The sequence below is a fragment of the Rheinheimera sp. 1928-s genome, assembly GCF_029269265.1.
Lineage (GTDB): Bacteria > Pseudomonadota > Gammaproteobacteria > Enterobacterales > Alteromonadaceae > Pararheinheimera.
Genome location: NZ_JARIXP010000009.1, coordinates 20,567 through 37,779, shown reverse-complemented (window position 1 = coordinate 37,779; position 17,213 = coordinate 20,567). Strand labels below are relative to the sequence as shown.

Annotated in this window: 12 protein-coding genes and 1 tRNA gene; 4 read left to right on the top strand and 9 right to left on the bottom strand. The window is 47.4% G+C overall.

What is annotated here, in order from left to right; genetic code table 11:
* Positions 1 to 73 precede the first annotated feature (73 nt).
* From P3C17_RS18605 to P3C17_RS18595, 3 genes are all read right to left on the bottom strand, one after another.
* Complete coding sequence (locus tag P3C17_RS18605) at positions 74 to 1,465, bottom strand: ATP-binding protein (protein ID WP_300930819.1); 1,392 nt, start codon at positions 1,463 to 1,465, stop codon at positions 74 to 76.
* Between the two features lie 145 nt (positions 1,466 to 1,610).
* Positions 1,611 to 2,285 (bottom strand): response regulator transcription factor, encoded by a 675-nt coding sequence (locus P3C17_RS18600; protein ID WP_300930818.1) that lies wholly within the window; start codon positions 2,283 to 2,285, stop codon positions 1,611 to 1,613.
* Positions 2,285 to 3,085 (bottom strand): MipA/OmpV family protein, encoded by an 801-nt coding sequence (locus P3C17_RS18595; protein WP_300930817.1) that lies wholly within the window; start codon positions 3,083 to 3,085, stop codon positions 2,285 to 2,287. Before P3C17_RS18595 ends, P3C17_RS18600 begins: the two co-directional genes overlap by 1 nt.
* A 291-nt stretch (positions 3,086 to 3,376) precedes the next feature.
* Between P3C17_RS18595 and P3C17_RS18590 the strand changes: the two genes are divergently transcribed.
* The 3 genes from P3C17_RS18590 to P3C17_RS18580 are packed head-to-tail and all read left to right on the top strand — an operon-like array spanning position 3,377 to position 8,704.
* A complete protein-coding gene (locus tag P3C17_RS18590; protein WP_300930816.1) occupies positions 3,377 to 4,549 on the top strand; it encodes an efflux RND transporter periplasmic adaptor subunit in 1,173 nt (390 codons plus the stop codon).
* Between the two features lie 9 nt (positions 4,550 to 4,558).
* Complete coding sequence (locus P3C17_RS18585; RefSeq protein WP_300930815.1) at positions 4,559 to 7,660, top strand: efflux RND transporter permease subunit; 3,102 nt, start codon at positions 4,559 to 4,561, stop codon at positions 7,658 to 7,660.
* Positions 7,661 to 7,714: 54 nt separating this feature from the next.
* Positions 7,715 to 8,704, top strand: coding sequence for an aspartyl/asparaginyl beta-hydroxylase domain-containing protein (locus P3C17_RS18580; RefSeq protein WP_300930814.1), 990 nt, complete (start codon positions 7,715 to 7,717; stop codon positions 8,702 to 8,704).
* Positions 8,705 to 8,799: 95 nt separating this feature from the next.
* Here P3C17_RS18580 and P3C17_RS18575 read toward each other — a convergent pair whose 3' ends face one another.
* Positions 8,800 to 9,528: a nitroreductase family protein gene (locus P3C17_RS18575; protein WP_300930813.1), complete on the bottom strand. Its 729-nt coding sequence runs from the start codon at positions 9,526 to 9,528 to the stop codon at positions 8,800 to 8,802.
* Positions 9,529 to 9,650: 122 nt separating this feature from the next.
* Between P3C17_RS18575 and P3C17_RS18570 the strand changes: the two genes are divergently transcribed.
* Complete coding sequence (locus tag P3C17_RS18570) at positions 9,651 to 10,298, top strand: TetR/AcrR family transcriptional regulator (RefSeq protein ID WP_300930812.1); 648 nt, start codon at positions 9,651 to 9,653, stop codon at positions 10,296 to 10,298.
* A gap of 128 nt (positions 10,299 to 10,426) precedes the next feature.
* Here the strand turns inward: P3C17_RS18570 and P3C17_RS18565 are convergent, their stop codons facing one another.
* From P3C17_RS18565 to P3C17_RS18545, 5 genes are all read right to left on the bottom strand, one after another.
* A complete protein-coding gene (locus tag P3C17_RS18565; protein ID WP_008899526.1) occupies positions 10,427 to 10,612 on the bottom strand; it encodes a hypothetical protein in 186 nt (61 codons plus the stop codon).
* Between the two features lie 290 nt (positions 10,613 to 10,902).
* Positions 10,903 to 10,979, bottom strand: a tRNA-Val gene (locus tag P3C17_RS18560).
* A gap of 111 nt (positions 10,980 to 11,090) precedes the next feature.
* Positions 11,091 to 11,930 carry a DUF4434 domain-containing protein gene (locus P3C17_RS18555; protein ID WP_300930811.1) on the bottom strand — a complete coding sequence of 280 codons (840 nt, stop codon included), beginning with the start codon at positions 11,928 to 11,930 and terminating at the stop codon, positions 11,091 to 11,093.
* 17 nt (positions 11,931 to 11,947) lie between these two features.
* Positions 11,948 to 14,986, bottom strand: coding sequence for a hypothetical protein (locus P3C17_RS18550; RefSeq protein WP_300930810.1), 3,039 nt, complete (start codon positions 14,984 to 14,986; stop codon positions 11,948 to 11,950).
* Complete coding sequence (locus P3C17_RS18545) at positions 14,983 to 17,208, bottom strand: glycosyl transferase family protein (protein WP_300930809.1); 2,226 nt, start codon at positions 17,206 to 17,208, stop codon at positions 14,983 to 14,985. Before P3C17_RS18545 ends, P3C17_RS18550 begins: the two co-directional genes overlap by 4 nt.
* Positions 17,209 to 17,213 lie beyond the last annotated feature (5 nt).

Sequence of the window (17,213 nt, the reverse complement as noted above, 5' to 3'; positions counted from 1 at the left end):
TTAAACAGGATAAGTAGAAGAACAGGGTTAAAAACCCTGCTCAAAATTGGTTAGATGATTGATTTATAATGAATTATTTCACTAACTTCGAGTTAAAATACTGAGATTCATTTGATAAGGTAAATTGAAGTCCAGGTTCGGCCCTCTGCGCAGATAAGATCCAATGGTGTGTCACTGCAATTTCCTGACAGATAGCTAAACCCAAACCTGCACCACTATCCAGCCGATGTGCTCCGCGCCAGAAACGATTAAAAAGCTGCGGTAATTCATCCTCTGTCACGCCCGGCCCAAAATCTCTGAGCGTGAAGCTGTCAGGGGATAAAGTAAGCACCACTTCTGTGCCTGCTGGCGCATGCTGAATCGCATTTTCGATTAAGTTTTTCAATAAGGTAAACAAGGCGCCTTTATCCGCTTGCCACTCTGCCCCGTCGCTTTGATCATTTAACAGTAGCTTTACGGCAGCTGCGTCGGCCATACGCTGCAGGTAAGACAAAGCCTCAGCTGCAATCTGAGATAGCTGCACAGTACAGAATTTATAGTTTTGCTCTTCGCTGACTTCGGTTAACAACAACAACTGTTGTACCTGACGTGACATGTACTTTACATCACTTAATAACCAGTCACGTTCTTCATTTTCCGGCATTAATTCAAGCTGGGCACGGATCAACGCCAGTGGTGTTTTGAGTTCATGTGCAGCTGTAGCCAGAAACTCCTGCTGCAAACGGTACCCCCGCTCCAGTCTGTCCAAAGCTACATTAAAACTTCGGACCAAAGGTGCTATTTCCGTCGGCACATGGTCTTCCTGCAAACGTTCCTGTAGAGAGCGTGGCGATATTAAAGCTGCTGCTTGCGATACTTTATGCAAAGGCCGCAGAGTATAACCCAGGGCAAAATGCACACAGGCACCAAAGATAACAAACAGCACGATAGACAATAAAATCAGTCCATTCTCAATAAAACGTAAGGCAAAAGTATGGTGAGCGAAAAACATAAATCGTCTGCTGACAGCAACCTGAAAAAACCAGGTTTTGCCATTGTGTACTCTGACCCCATTAGCGGCATCCATCATGACGCCGTTTTGTTGAAACTCAAATGGGCCGGCTTTTAACGGCAGCTGATCCGCTGCAGACCAAAACTCCGGAGCAGCCCTGGATGCAAGCGCAACCTGCCCGTTTTTATCCAGAACTCTAAAGGCTATTTCGTTATACAAGCTCTCAAATAACCATAGGTATTCTTCGTCTGCCACCCGAACTGGTATACCTTCTGCATTAAACTGCAGATTTTCCGCCAGTTCGGCGGAAAAATCGTTGATATCGTTTTCGGACAAAATATTGCTCTGAAATCCAAGAGCTGCCAACACCACTAAAGCAATCAGACTGACACTGAGGATCATGCCCGCCACATAAGCCAGCTGCATTTTGACACTGATGCTATTGCGGTGCAGCCGTCTGACCAAACGCATCATATCCAACCTCTGACACCGCAGTTGCTTAAGCATTCTGGTCTCACCACACGCATCATATTCAGCCTCTTACACCGCAGTTGCTTATGTATTCTGGTCTCACCAAACGCATCATATCCAACCTCTGACACTGAAACCATTAACGTATTTACGGCTCAACAAGCGCATAGCCTACTCCTCTGACATTGACGATCTGCTGGCGCGAGCCTATGGCAAGTAACTTCTTACGAATACGGTGCAAAACCACATCCAGGGCATTGGGAGTTACTGCGTCAGTTAAGCCCCAGGCCGCGGCTTCGAGTAAATTATGCCGGACAGTTTCCCCCTGCTTTCGCATCAAAACCACTAACACCTGCATCTCTGCCTGAGCCAGCAACTGGCTTTTGTCTGCACAACAAATCAGGTTAGAAGCAGTTTGTAGCAGTAAGTCACCGCAAACCGGATCCAGCGATTGGAATTCGACAGGCCGTCGCAACAAAGCTTTGACCCGCGCCACCATCTCTTCCATAGCAAAAGGTTTGGCCAGGTAATCATCAGCACCAGCTTCTAAACCATTAACTCTGTCGTGCAGTGCATTGCGCGCGGTCAGCACTAAACAGGGTATGTTATTACCCGCTGTTCTGAGCCGTTGCAGCAAACTTAAACCATCACCATCAGGCACGCCCCTGTCCAGCACCATGGCCTGATAAGGCACTTGTTGCAAAGCATGCCAGGCATGATCAATACGCTCGAACGTATCCACCACTATGCCGGCAGGCGCTAAGCCCTTGCTGATCAGCAGGGCTAAGCGTTTATGATCTTCAAGCAGAAGAATGCGATTCATCAGAAGCGGTAGATATAAGCCAAAGACACCTGGCTTTCTGTTGAGCTATCGACCAGCGGGCTGTCTTTGATTTCATCCGCCAGACTGGTGACGGCAAAATCCAAAAATATCATGTGTTTTTGATTAAACATATAACCACCACGTAATCCAATTTCGGTATTTAAACCTGCTTCGCCCTGATAAAACACCCGGCCGCTTGTCACTTCATCGGCACGAACGCCGTAGTAATAGTCCACATAACTTTCATCCACCCAGCTAAACACAGCACGGGGCGTTAGCATATAGTTGTCACCAAAGTGCCAGGTTCTTTCGAAACCAAGGTTGACCATAGTACCGTCACTGTCTCCGGCGACTTCAGTCAGAAATTCAAGACTGACGGTCGCTATGTTATTTTGCCATTCGGCCACAGCACCAGCCCAGAAACCGCCATCGCGATCTTCCATACCATTGAGAATAGGGGCATCGTCCGCTTCGTAGTTGGTAAAATCATATTTACCAATGATACCGAAATTAAATGCATTGGAATCATTCAGCGTAATGCCAGGCAGTTTGTACTTCAGATTTGGGCCGAGGATCTCAATATACTCATTCTCGTAGGAAAGAAAAGGAATGACCATCGTATCCCGATCACTGTCTGTATAGGCCTTTTGGCTGGACATTACACCTAATCCAAGTCCCCATGACGATCCCTGTTCATCCTGTGGCTCTGCGGCAACAAGAGGGAAAGCGAGTAAAGCAATGGCAGCAGTAACGCCGCGCGCAGAAGGTTTTACATCAACATTAAACAACTGTGGGCGCATAAAGGTTTCCTTATGGATGATTAAGAACAGCGCCATTTTCATCTTTGTGACTTACACGATACTTACGACACCTGTTTAATTTTATTTTTTTGCTTTTCTCTCGTCGTAAGTTTCCTGAAAGCTATTCCATCCGATAGTACAACCCTTGCTACTCTACGGATGAGACCTACAAGTGTTTTATTATCAATTAGTTACTCCTATAAACCCCGATCCAGTCAGCTATGGCTATTGGCTATGCAATCCGGGGGAGCTTTTATTTTCCCCAAGCCGCTCTGTAAAAGGAGCAAAAAAATGACAAGGAAAAAACCAAAGCTGCTGCTTATTTCAAGCCTTGCTGTGCTTGGTACTGCCTTTGCTTTGATCCTGGCTATGCCAGACCCACAGCATAGCCAGCAGCAAGCCAACCTTGCCGCAAAACCGGTGCTGACAGTCACAGCTACCAGAGCCCGTATTGAAATGCTGCCTGTCAGGATATCGGCGCACGGCAATATTGTCGCTTGGCAGGAAGCTAGTATTGGTGCTGAAGCTGATGGTCTTCGGCTGACTGAAGTGCGGGCCAATGTAGGGGATAGCGTTGAAAAAGGTCAGCTGCTGGCTAGTTTTGCTTCGGCCACAGTGCAAGCCGAACTGGATTTAAGCCGGGCTGAGCGCTCTGAAGCTGAAGCTTTGTATGCGGAAGCCAAAGCCGACCTGAAACGCACTACAGAACTACAAAACAGCGGCGCTTTATCCAGCCAGCAAATTCAGCGCTACATCACGGCCGCTCAGTCGGCTTTGGCACGTTTAGAAGCAGCCAAAGCCAGAGAGACGACCCAGGAATTACGTTTGGCTCAAACCAAAGTACTGGCACCGGATCACGGCATTATTTCAGCCCGCACAGCCACTGTCGGCGCTGTCTTGCCCGCAGGGCAGGAATTATTCCGCCTGATCAGAGGGGGTCGTCTTGAATGGCGAGCCGAAGTGTCATCAGAGGATCTGGCAAAGCTTCAACCCGGTCAAACGGCCCACCTGACGTTAGCGGATGGCAGCCGTATTGAAGGTATGTTGCGCATGCTGTCGCCTCTGGTCGATACCCAAAGCCGCAATGCCTTGGTCTATGTCGACCTTGCTGCAAACGCTGCCAACAGCAGCGCCCGCTCAGGCATGTTTGCCCGGGGTCAATTTGAATTGGCAGCCACTGAAGTCATCACTTTGCCTCAAAGTGCTGTGCAACTGCGTGATGGTTTTAGCTACGTGCTACGTATAGGTRAAGATTCAAAAGTCATTCAAACCAAAGTTAAAACAGGCCGCCGCAACGCAGATCGGATAGAAATCGCCCAGGGGTTGGAGCTATCAGACCAGGTCGTTGCGACAGGAAGTGCCTTTCTGGGGGATGGTGATCTGATCAAAGTCGTTGATCCTCAGCCCTCCTTTGCACATTCGCTTACTGGTGATGCCGGTGGCGAGCCTGGCCCAATGATGTAGGAGCTCAACATGAACTTTAATCTTTCAAGCTGGGCTATACGTAATCCCACTCCAGCCATACTGCTGTTTATTTTATTAACCTTTGCGGGTGTTTTAGGCTTTCAGTCGATGAAAGTTCAGGACTTACCTGATCTTGAAATGCCAACAGTCACGGTCACCGCCTCTTTACCAGGCGCATCGCCTTCACAGCTTGAAACCGATGTATCCCGAAAAATTGAAAATGCTCTGGCCACAGTGCAAGGGGTTCGCCATATCTACAGTCACCTGATTGAAGGTGAAGTGACTATTACTATTGAATTCAGGTTAGAACGAGCTATTCAGGAAGCTCTGGATGATGTGCGTGATGCCGTTTCCAGGGTTAGGGCCGACTTGCCCTCTGATTTGCGCGATCCGGTGATTAAAAAAGTAGAACTGTCCGGCTCCCCTATTCTGACCTATAGCATTGCGTCAGCGCAGATGGATGACGAAGCTTTGTCCTGGTTTGTCGACAATGACATAAGTAAAACCTTGCTGGCCGTGCGGGGTGTAGGCTCAGTCAGCAGAGTGGGCGGAGTAAGTCGTGAAGTACGGGTGGATTTAGACCCAACCCGGCTACTGGCTTTTAATACCACAGCTGCCGATATTTCCCGCCAGTTACGCCAAACCCAACAAGAAGCATCAGGTGGTCGCACCGACTTTGGTGGTATGGAACAGTCGGTACGAACTATTGCCACTGTAGGTTCAGCCAAAGAAATTGCCACTTTAGATATCAGCTTAAGCGATGGCCGCCGCATTCGGCTTGATCAGATAGCGGATATTGCTGACACCGTATCAGAGCAACGTTCTGCCGCTTTTTTAAATGGCCAACCCGTGCTTGGTTTTGAAATTGTAAGAGCCTTAGGTTTTGGCGAACTTGAAGTGGCTGCTGGTGTTCGTGCCGCTTTGCAGCAGTTAAAACAGCAAAAACCAGACCTTCAGGTGACTGAGGTGTTTAATCTAACCGACCCTGTGGCAGAAAATTACGACGGCTCGATGCAACTGCTGTACGAAGGTGCCTTGTTGGCTGTGATTGTGGTTTTTCTGTTTCTGCGCGACTGGCGGGCCACTTTTATTTCCGCTACAGCCCTGCCCTTATCTGTGATCCCAACCTTTGCAGTGATGCACTTAATGGGCTTTAGCCTGAACATGGTGACCTTGCTGTCGTTGTCTTTGGTCATTGGTGTACTGGTAGATGACGCCATAGTTGAAATTGAGAATATAGAACGGCATTTGTTGATGGGGAAACGGCCTTTTCAGGCGGCTATGGAAGCCGCTGATGAAATAGGTTTAGCAGTGGTTGCCACTACTTTTACGCTGATTGCGGTTTTTCTGCCAACCGCTTTTATGAGTGGCGTTATAGGTAAGTTTTTTGTGCAATTTGGCTGGACAGCCGCAGTTGCAGTGCTGTTTTCTTTGCTGGTTGCCCGCCTGCTGACGCCTATGATGGCCGCCTATCTGTTAAAAGCGCCCACACATCAGAGCAAACCAGAACCGGCCTGGATCAGCTACTACCTGAAGTTAATGCACTGGTGCTTAGCCCACAGACGTATAACCGCAACAGCTGCTCTTGGTTTTTTTATCGGTGGATTGTATCTGGCAACTTTGCTGCCCGGTGATTTTATGCCAGCAGAAGACAATCAGCAGACACAAATTACTCTGACTTTACAACCCGGAACCAAGCTGCAGGAAACCATAGCCCTGGCTGAACAAGCCCGTACCCTAGTCGCAAAAAACAAAGAGGTAAAACAGGTCTACACGGCTATAGGCGCTGGCAGCTCTGGTGCAGATGATGAAGGCGGCAGTTCAGCATCAGGTGTTGCTACTGCTGTACTGACTTTAACTCTGACACACCGCAGCGAACGCTCAGGGCTGCATAAACAGCAGATTGAACAGCAATTGCGGGACATGCTTTCAGTACTGCCTGGTGCCCGCATTAAAGTAGGTATGGGTGCAGGCGAAACCTATTCACTGGTGCTTGCCAGTGAAGACAGCCGGGTGTTGGAGCAGCATGCGCTGCTGGTTGAACGTGACCTTCGCTCTATTGCCGGCATTGGTGCTGTGATTTCAAGCGCAAGCTTAGTCAGGCCAGAGCTGATTGTCAGACCTGACTTTGCCAAAGCCGCTGATTTAGGAGTCACCTCTGCTGCTATCGCCGACACATTACGCATTGCGACAGCGGGTGATTTTGATCAGGATTTAGCCAAGCTGAATCTGAGCAAACGCCAAATTCCTATTGTCGTGCGGCTGAATGATGAAGCACGTGCAGATTTTGATAACCTCAAACGTTTACCTGTGCCTGGCGCACGTGGCCCTGTAGCTCTTGAAAATGTGGCGACTTTGGAGATAAGCAGTGGCCCTTCGCAAATATCCCGCTTCAACCGTATGCGTAATATCAGTTTTGAAGTCGAGCTGAATAACCTGCCTTTGGGTGATGTAGAACAAGCCATACTGGCCCTTCCCAGCCTGCAGAATATGCCGGATGGCGTATCACAAAATGTGTTAGGCGATGCCGAAATGATGGGCGAATTAGCTACAGGTTTTGCCATAGCCATGCTGACAGGTGTGCTTTGTATTTATATGGTGCTGGTGCTGCTATTAAAAGATGTGTTTCAGCCCATGACCATTTTGAGTGCTTTGGTATTGTCTGTGCCTGGTGCCTTTCTGGCGCTTTTTATCACAGGCTCCACTTTGTCTTTGCCCGCAATGATTGGTCTTATCATGCTGATGGGTATAGCCACCAAAAACTCTATTCTGTTGATTGACTACATCATTATCGCCCGCAGTGAATATCAGCTCGACCAAAGAGCAGCCATAGTGGATGCCTGTCGCAAAAGGGTTCGCCCTATAGTGATGACCACAGTCGCCATGGGGGCCGGCATGATGCCAATAGCTCTGGGTATGGGCGGCGACCCGAGCTTTCGCTCCCCTATGGCCATAGTGGTGATAGGTGGTCTTATTACTTCAACTTTTTTAAGTGTACTGGTGATCCCTGTGTTGTACAKCTATGTGGATGATGGCGTGGTATGGCTGAAATCCATGGTCTCGCGTAACCAAGTTGGTCCGATTACTGTATCGCGTGACCTGACGCCATGAAGACAGCAACCCTATAGTTAACGCTTATTTATCCATGATATTCAGGAACTTACAATGAATCTTAGCCTTTTTATTATTGCCGCCTTAGTGCTGTACTCCATTTTGTCTGTTGCTTATGTGTATCGCTGGCGCGGACAAGCCCGCTATCAATCCCTCTCGCAGTATCTGCGAAAAAGCTGGCCTGTCTTTGCCCCGCTGAATTGTCTGCTGTATATGACGACTCGAGCCGAAGCCCGCAGGCCGGTATTGGATGCGACTTATCTGCAAAATATCTCTGTGCTGAGAGACAACTGGCACATCATCAGAGACGAAGCTTTAGCGTTGCAGGCCAGTGGTATTTTTGAGCAGATAAAAACACCAGGTTCAGCGGGTTATTACGATGTGGGTTTCCGTACTTTTTATAAAAGAGGCTGGAGCAAATTTTATCTGATGTGGTACGGCACCACTCACAATTCGGCGCAGCGCTTGTGCCCCAAAACTTTGGCTTTGCTAAAACAAGTGCCCGGAGTGCAAGGCGCTATGTTTTCTATTCTTCCGCCAGGCTCAGAGCTAAGCCTGCATGCTGATCCTATGGCCAGTTCATTGCGATACCATTTAGGTTTGGACACGCCAAACTCCGAACACTGCTACATCAGTGTGGATGGCGAATGTTGTAGCTGGCAAAACGGTCAGGATTTTGTCTTTGATGAAACCTACCCTCACCATGCCAAAAACAACACTCAGGCATCGAGATTAATATTGATGTGTGATGTAGAAAGACCGATGAACCTTTTAGGCCGGTTCTTTAACTTGTTATACCGTTTTATTATCAAAGGCACTGTAGTGCCCAATACGACTGAAGATAAAACAGGTATGTTCAGTGCACTATTTGCATCCATGGCTCCTTTGCGTCAAAGCACACTCAAACTGCGAACTGAACGTCGTCGCCTGTACAAGGCTCTGAAAATCACCCTCAATACCAGCTTGCTGGCGATGCTTTTTGCCATTTTATTTGCATTTTTTAGTTTGTTTGAGTCGTTTTTGTCAGCGCGTTTGTGGTTGTAGAACGTGGGTTAAACCTCTGATTCTTCATATAAAAAAGAGCTGAAAACTCAGTGTTTAGCAGCTCTTTTTTGTTTCAATTAAAAGCGCAGAAAGGATTAGTGTTGGATCACCAGATCGGCCTCTGCACGACGCCATTGCGCTTCCACTCTGGCCTCTGCAGAACGATAACCCAGCGCTATCACCAGTGGTATAACAGTTCCCTGTGGTAACTCTAAAAGTTTTGCAATCTTTGCCGCTGAGAAGCCTTCCATTGGACAGGAATCGATGCCTTTAGCTGCGGCCGCCAGCATCAAGGTTTGGGCTGCAAATACTGCATTACGTGCAGCCCAGTGTTTGCTGCCCAAATGGCCTAACGGCAGCAATGACAACACAGGGCTAAAGAATGCAGCAACAGAGACCAGCGGTGTCCATATAAAGAATGAGCCAAATTTTAAAATACGCTCAAACATAGTCAGCTGTTTATGGTAATAGACTTTAGATTTCTGCCCGAATGCGTCAGAACCATCAATATAAGCACGTTGCTCAGACGCAGTTTTCAAAGCAAAAGCCGGATTGGCGGCAACCACAATCAAGGTAGAGGCAGTTTTTGCTGCTTTTTGTCCATTGCAGGCCAAAGCAACTTGCTGTTTCATCTCAAGGTTACGCACCCAATGCAGTTGATAAGGCTGTAAATTCCCGCTGGATGGTGCCAATACTGCTTCTGTCAGTACAGCTGAGACGTCTTCATCCGCCACCTGTAACTCATTAAAATCACGAATGGCCCGACGCTGGCGATTCATCAACTGAAAGAGCGCCCAGTTCAGCGGATCTTTGGGGTTATTCATTGCAATGATTCCTAAAAAAGTGGTTTCAGGCGATGCAACACTTTGAGTATCGCCTTGTGAGTAGAACCTCAATATAGTAAGCTTTTGCTTTAATTTTTAATACTTGGGTTAGGGGATGCTGCATGAAGCGACAGAGTGCTACGCCAACATCAAGGAAAATGCCGTCTCAGGAACGTTCGCGTTTTACCGTAGATGCCATTATTCAAGCTTCTACTTACATTTTGATGGAGGCCGGATGGAAAGGATTTACGACAAATGCCATTGCTGAGCGGGCTGGTGTTAACATCAGCTCTTTGTATCAGTTTTTTCCGAACAAGGAAGCTATAGTTGCAGAGCTGCAAAAACGCCATGCGGCAGAAATAAATAGTGAGTTGTACAAAGTGCTGGATCGTATTCCGCAACAAGATTCACTGAAACAAGTACTGACCTTACTGGTCGATATGATCATCAGAAAACATAAAGTGGCCCCTGCTGTGCACAAAGCAGTCTCTGAAGAAATCCCGCAGACATTAAAAAACAACTGTGCAGAACAGGACAATCAACTTCGTTTGTTGTTTTTAGATGCGTTAAAGCCTTTTATGAAAAACGTGCCAAACCCGGAACTTGCTATTCATATTCTGGCAGTGACAGCACATGCCATTATCCACAATATTACTGTGGAAAGGCCTGACCTTTTAGAAACACAGGAGATAGTGAATGAGCTGGTGGCTTTATACGAACATTATCTTGGGCGAGCAGCTACGCCTGACAGCGCAGCTCAAGTGCTCTGATTGATGGTTTTTCTTTGACTGTTTTTTTGACTTTATCGATGCGAAAACAGCTGAACATGAGACACAAAGTTTGAACCAGGGCCTTATTACACCGAACAGCAGTTTTCGACTGAATAACTGAATAAAAGCTAGATCAACGCGACCTCGATGTCGTCCTGGTCAAAACCAAAAACACTACCATCAAAGTCTACCGACAAACGGCAGCTGTTTCCCGGTGAAGATATCCGGACTATATGCCCAACCTGACCATAACATTCGCTGGTTGAGTCAATAACTATTACATCAAGACCCACAGTCCACAGTGGTTTTGTCATCAGTTTCTCCAGAATTGACGCCTGATTAATACAACAGGTATTAATCATTAGGGGCGCAGTGTACGCGAATTAGCCTTTTAAAGCGAGATAAGCTTGCAACTGCTTTAACGGCATGCTAGAGACAGAGTTCCTAACAGGATCAAAATCCTAAGCGCAGAAGCGGCGCTGAACTGGATTTCGGGGAAAATAACAACCTAACCAAATTGGACTTTCAAATTGAAAAAACATCAGAAGTATGCTGATAAAAACAAAAACGCCACCTAAAAAGGCAGCGTTTGTGTTTTAGAATTTGGTGCGTCCTAGTGGACTCGAACCACCGACCCCCACCATGTCAAGGTGGTGCTCTAACCAACTGAGCTAAGGACGCATTGCTGTGTTGCAACGAAGTCGTCACAACGGGCGCTATGTTATGCAGCCACTGCTTTGCTTGCAAGCACTTTTTTTAAAAGCGCTGTTGTTTGCTGTTATTTTAAACGCTTCAATGCGTTATGACGCTTTCTTGCGGGTCTGTTAAAGGAAGTTTGCCTGCAGCTGCAGACATATAACGCAATTCAAAATAAATCACAGGATGACAACTATCAGCTTGTGTCTGCTTTTCCGCTTCTGTTAAAGCGCGGGCCTGGAACACTTCTCCCGGTTTGGAGCTTTGCCGGAATTGCTCCCTTATCAGCGGTATAGTACAAGGCAGTTGTTGTAACAACTCCTGCCGCTTCTGTTCTGAAACCAGAGCTGCACCAGCGCCGTCCTGCACCCAAAGCTGTAATCTGTCGCTTTGCAACTGACGAGCTGATTCCAGCCAGTTTTTAACAGGAACTTCGCCATTAAAATACAAACTGATAGCCACAGGCTTATCTAATACTTCACTTAAGCCTTTGAGTTCGCGGCTTAACCATGTCAGGTAAGAGGCCGATACAAAATCTGTATCGTTCAGCTCCATCGATAAATACCAGCCTTTAAGCTGAAGTAGTGGCTGTTGTTTTAACACACTCAGCCAGTGGCGCCGCACTTGTAAGGACAACAGCATTTGCTGTTTAAAATAGGCCTGCTTCTGTGCCTCAGCACTGTCTATTTTTTTAAAATAAGCAGGGTCAGCATACAAACCAAGCCACAGCGGGATCTTTAATTGCTGCACCGCGGAAAATAACGCAGCAGAAGGTCCTAGTGGATCAAAGAATTTGACCTCGCCATGTTGCCCCCACTGCAATGCGAATTCTGTCATGCCCTGTTGTTGCGCTGCACTTAATATTTCACGCCACTGCTCTGTACTGACATTTTGGTCACGTAATAAGGGCTGATAAAAGACAATCCCAGCCGACACTTTTGCAGGGACACAAATCAATATTGATAAGACAGCTGCAAAGATAACGCGTGCTGATCCTTGCTTAAATCGCCCGTCATTTGATACTGCCATTCAAGGTTGATCTCCAATTTATGCCGGTACGCGTCATAGTGTGTTTCACCCAAACCAATTCGTGACTGCAGACCCAATCCGGTGGTCCACTGCCAGCCTTCAGCATTCAGATTGGTATCCAGGGCCTTTTGTTTTCGATAGTCCAGTTGGCTTAACAGATAAGCACGTGTGACCTGAAACAGGCTATCGTCGCAGCGAACCACCTTGCCTTGTTCAAACTTAGACTGCAACAGAATTTGACCATCTACAGGCCAATAGACAGCGTCGACAAATAACTTACGCTCGCGCCAGTGATCCTGCTCTGGTTGCCATTCAGATTGCCATTTACCCTGGTTCAGAAAATCGCCGGTTAAACGCACCAGAGCACGCCAGTCGCCCTTACCTAAAGGGTATTGCTGCAATGCCGCGCTTAACCATAAGTTGGTATGCTGCAGAGGCTTATAGGCCGCACCAAACTCCTGACCAAAGTTGCGATAATACTGCTCACTGCTGCCATTGGCCGATACTTGCAGGTACAAACTCTGGTCACGCTTTAAGGTATCGGTAAAGTGTTCCAGCCGCACAGAGGCTTCGTTACGCACGGGGTCCAGATCAGGAGCCTGCTGTGCCGCACTACCTGGCACTGTCAGACTGGCACCATGACGTAACGCAGTACTGGCTGTCAGCTGCCAGTTTTTAGCTATGGTCTGATGGTAGCGTTTTAAGCGATACAATTCTGTCTTACTCAGCGCATTTTGTTTTTCAGCTTGATGCTGGCGGTCAATGGACTGCTTTAACCAATACAAAGTGTCTTCGGCATCCTGCTCTTCAGCGGATAAATAAGCCACTTGCCCGGCAATAGCGACATCATTGGCATACTGAGGTTGTTTTGCCGCATAACGCAGATGTACCAAAGCTTCTTTGTTGCGTTTCATGCTCACCAACAAATAGCCATAGCCTGCATGCAACTCAGCTTGCTCAGGAGCTTTGGCAAGAGCGGCGCGCCAGGCTTGTTCGGCCGCCGGAAAGTTGTGCATCGCCTGATAAATCCAGGCTTTTTGCAAATGCAATCTGACCCATTGATCTTTGTCAGTCCGGACTATTTTGTTCAGATAGACCAAAGCGGCTTCATTCTGCTGCTGTTTACGTTTTAACGCCGCGGCTTCCAGATACCAGCTGGCCTGATCCGCAGAAGACAATAACAAGTACCGCTCGCCTTTTTCCAGTTCATCAAGATCAAGCGCCAGCTGTGCAGTATTTTGCTTATCTTCATCAGATAACACACTGAGATCTAAAGAGGTAAAAGACAAAAATGCTGCCGCTGGGTCATTTAGTTTTTGCTGCAGATAGGCGATATTCAAAATATCTGTGTCTTGCCCCTGCAACTGATGGGCTTTTTGCCAGTGCAATAAAGCAAACTCTGCATTTTGCTCTTCCTGGCATAATGCCAGGCTACGCCAGCCCGATGCAGTATTAGCTTTACCCGATAAAATAGTCAGGGTTTTATCGCAACGCCCGGTTAGACGCCACAATTCAGCGCGTTCAGCAGCCAAGACAGTCCAACTGTCAGTTTTTGCTAAAACGCCAGAATCAATAGAGTTTTGTTGTTTTAACAGTTCCAATACCCGCTCTGGCAACAGCCTTTTTTGTTGAGTTTGAGCATCAAAAGGTAAAGCTTTTGCCAACAGTTGCAGCGCCTTGTCTGACTCTCCCGCCAAAATGTACTGGTAACTCAACTCATCCAGTGTAGGCGCACTGGCTTTATACTGATGCAGCTTCTGCATGGACTGCATTTTCTCGGGCCCTGCAGGCAAAGCCTGAGCGCTGGCCAATACCAACTCGTACTGAGCTGATTGTTTTGGGTCTTCCAACAACTGTTGCAGTACTTGTTGATACTGCCCGGCAGAGAGCCGTTTTTGCGCGACCAGACGGCGTTGCTGCGCCTGTAAATGCTCAGCAGCCAGATACTGCTGGCTGATTTCATCGGCACTCAACCATTTTTCAGCATACACCAGCCAACTATCAGGGCTATCAACAGATGGGCATTGCAAAAACAACGCTTTTGCCTGATGTTCTTCGCCGGCCTGCATATACAAATCAATACGTTGCCAACAATTAAGTTGCAGCTGCTCCGCTAATTCAAAAGCCATTTGCCAGTTTTTCTGCACTACAGCCCACTGCAACTTTTGCTGTTTCTCTTCCGGATTTAACTGATGAAGAGTTTCTATAAAGTTAAAACTCGTCAATGCAGCAGTCCAGTCCTGCAAGGCTATTTGTTGCTGCAACAATTGACGGTAATACATCAGCGCCGCTTCAGATTTTGGCTCTGACTCAATCAGTAAAAACGCCTGATCGGCCTGTCCTTTTTGCACTAATGCCATCACCAGCCTGGTTTTGTCTTCTTCAGATAACTGGGTGACGTCTAAAGACGATAAATCACGAATGACCTGATCAGTCAGACGTAAGGATTCAGCCAACACAGCATGTAATTTCAGTATCTGTGCAGGAAGCGGTCTTTTTGTTGCCAGCCATTGATAGGCTTGTTCATCTTGTTTTAACGCGATAAGCCGGGCACTCACAAGCTTGGCGATCGTCAGCTGGTCCTCCGCATTCAAACCAGGCCAGAGTGCATCCAACTCAGGCAAGTCAGGTGAAGACTGTTTCTGCAATTTCAATTCAAGCAACAGCGGATACAGACCATGTTGCTCTGCCTGAGGGATGTGCTGCAACGTAACACCAGCTGCAGCCGGGTCTTGAGCCTCAATCTGATAACGAAACAACAATGCCAATAACTCTGTCTGTGCAGGGACCAGAGCCAGCGCTTTATGGAGTTCAGCAATAGCCCCTGTTACATCGTCTTTTTGCTGTAAACGATACGCTTTCTCTATGTAAGGGTAAGTGCGGAACTTCTGATAATCCGTCATTGCTTCAGCAGAAACAGACGCAGTGAAAACCAATAGAAATACAATCAAAATCCGAATCAAACTGCAGCCTCCTGCCGTTGATTTATCAATTCAGCTGCCAATTCCTGTACCAATTGCTGTATGGTTTTGCGCCTTTGCTGCTGCAGCATGACCACTTGTGCCAGATTTTCTGCAGTGACAATGCCCTCTTTGAGCAAATAGTCGCCTAAACGCAAACCACACTGGTGGTCAAAACTAATCAATACCTGATTGACCACAGCGGGCTCCAACAAGACTGCCTGTACTAAAGCGTCACCAAAAGACAACTGACTGGCCAGATAGCTTTGAGTCAGGATCAACAGATCAGATCCAGTGATCACACCTTGCGCTAAGCACTGCTGCAGATACAGATCCGGGTTCAGATTCTCTTCCTGTCTGTACCAATGCCGCACCCCTAAACTGACAACACCATAAGCACAAATACACAACTGCACTTTAAAACCGGTCTGACGTTCAATTTGGGATAAAGCCACAGGAGACAACTGGCTCTCCCGCACCAGAGTTAAGACGCCATTCTGAAGTTTGATTGGTAACACCATGTATTTTAGTGCCAGACGTTCAGGCAAGCTGCGGATTAGCTCTGCATCTAAAGCAAAAGGGTCGGTTTCAACATAAGGCAATTCCAGTTGCTCGGCCACAGCCTTACCCAGTTGAGTGGGCGTCAGCATGCCTAATCTTAATAAGGACTGCCCCAACCTCTCACCTATTTGTTGCTGCTCTAAACCAAAGTCCAGCTCTTGTTGCGACAAGGTCCCTTGTGCCACTAATATTGAACCTATGGAGCGATTAGCGCGGCTCTGACTGATACTGGGATATTCATGAGAGGTCTTATCCCAGGCGACACGACGCGGATCACCATGTTGTAACACCTGCTTCCAGGCGCGCACATTGGCAAAAAAGTTAATCACATTGCCCCACAGCTGACGAGGAACAGACAACAACGCCTGCCCTATGCCGTAATAGCGGCGCACAAACACCATACGTTGAAATAAACGATTGATAAAAAAAATAAAGTTCAGGCCGAGCAAGGTTTGAACCAAAGGGTCATCAACAAAAATAGATAAAAAGTGATAGCCATCAGCCACCAGTTGATCGTACAACCAGAACAGGCATAACTGTGCAAAAATTAAGGTGGAGATAAAGCTGACAAAATAGGTAATCACGCCTTTACGATCGCGCCACAAGAAATAATTTAACCGCCAGTCATCAACCCAGCGGTGGGTTTTAAAGCCCTGAAATACAATGCCGATGATCCAGCGACTTTTTTGCCTGACAGCGGTATGAAAAGTTTCAGGAAAATACTCTCGCACACAGACTACGTTACCCTCACTTTTACTGCGACTACGGCTCGTTTCAGCGTGGCGGGCCAACGCATTATCTGTCACAGGGAAGCGAACAAAAATTTCTTCCATCCCCCAGTGTTTCAACCGGAAACCTATGTCGTAGTCTTCTGTTAAAGACTGCACGTCAAAAGGTAAGCCGTCCCCTTCTTGTGATAGTTTAATAATAGCGCGACGACTGAAACAGGTACCTACACCAGCGCTCGGCACCTGACCTACCATAGCTTCGCGTACTACCACATCTTTACCATGGCTTTCAGAAAACTCATCCAGATAATGACCTGAGGTAAACGCAAAAGGACCTTTAGCAAAAGGGTATACAGGCAGTTGGATCAAATCTTTTTTCGGCAACAGATAATTAAACAGCCGCAATTCCATAGCCGACACCACATCTTCAGCATCATGTAAAACAAAACCTGCGAATTTCACCTGGGTGCGGCGCTCAAAGTCCAGGATAGAGGTAATAATATTGTTCAGACAATCCGCTTTGCTGGTTGGCCCTGGGCGTGCACATACCACCTTGTGCACGTGAGGAAAACGGGCGCATGCCGCATCAACATCAGCCTGTGTGGCAGGGTCATTAGGGTAAGTACCGACAAAAATCTGATAATTTTCGTAGTCCAGCTCAGCAGCTGCAAATTCAGCCATCTTGCCTACCACCCCAACCTCTTGCCAGGCCGGCACCATAATAGCTATGGGATGCTCTTTTAGGTGAAACAGTTCCTGCTCGTCAAACTTCTTGGTTTTTCGATAAAAACGAAAATATCGCCCCCAATGCCGCGTCCAGTAATACAGGTCGATAAAGACATCATCCAGCGCAAATACCAGAAGCATCAGCATCAGCACCACAACAATATAACGCAGCAAATAAAGATAATTTGCGAGCAGATCGACCAGCGGCATTTCCA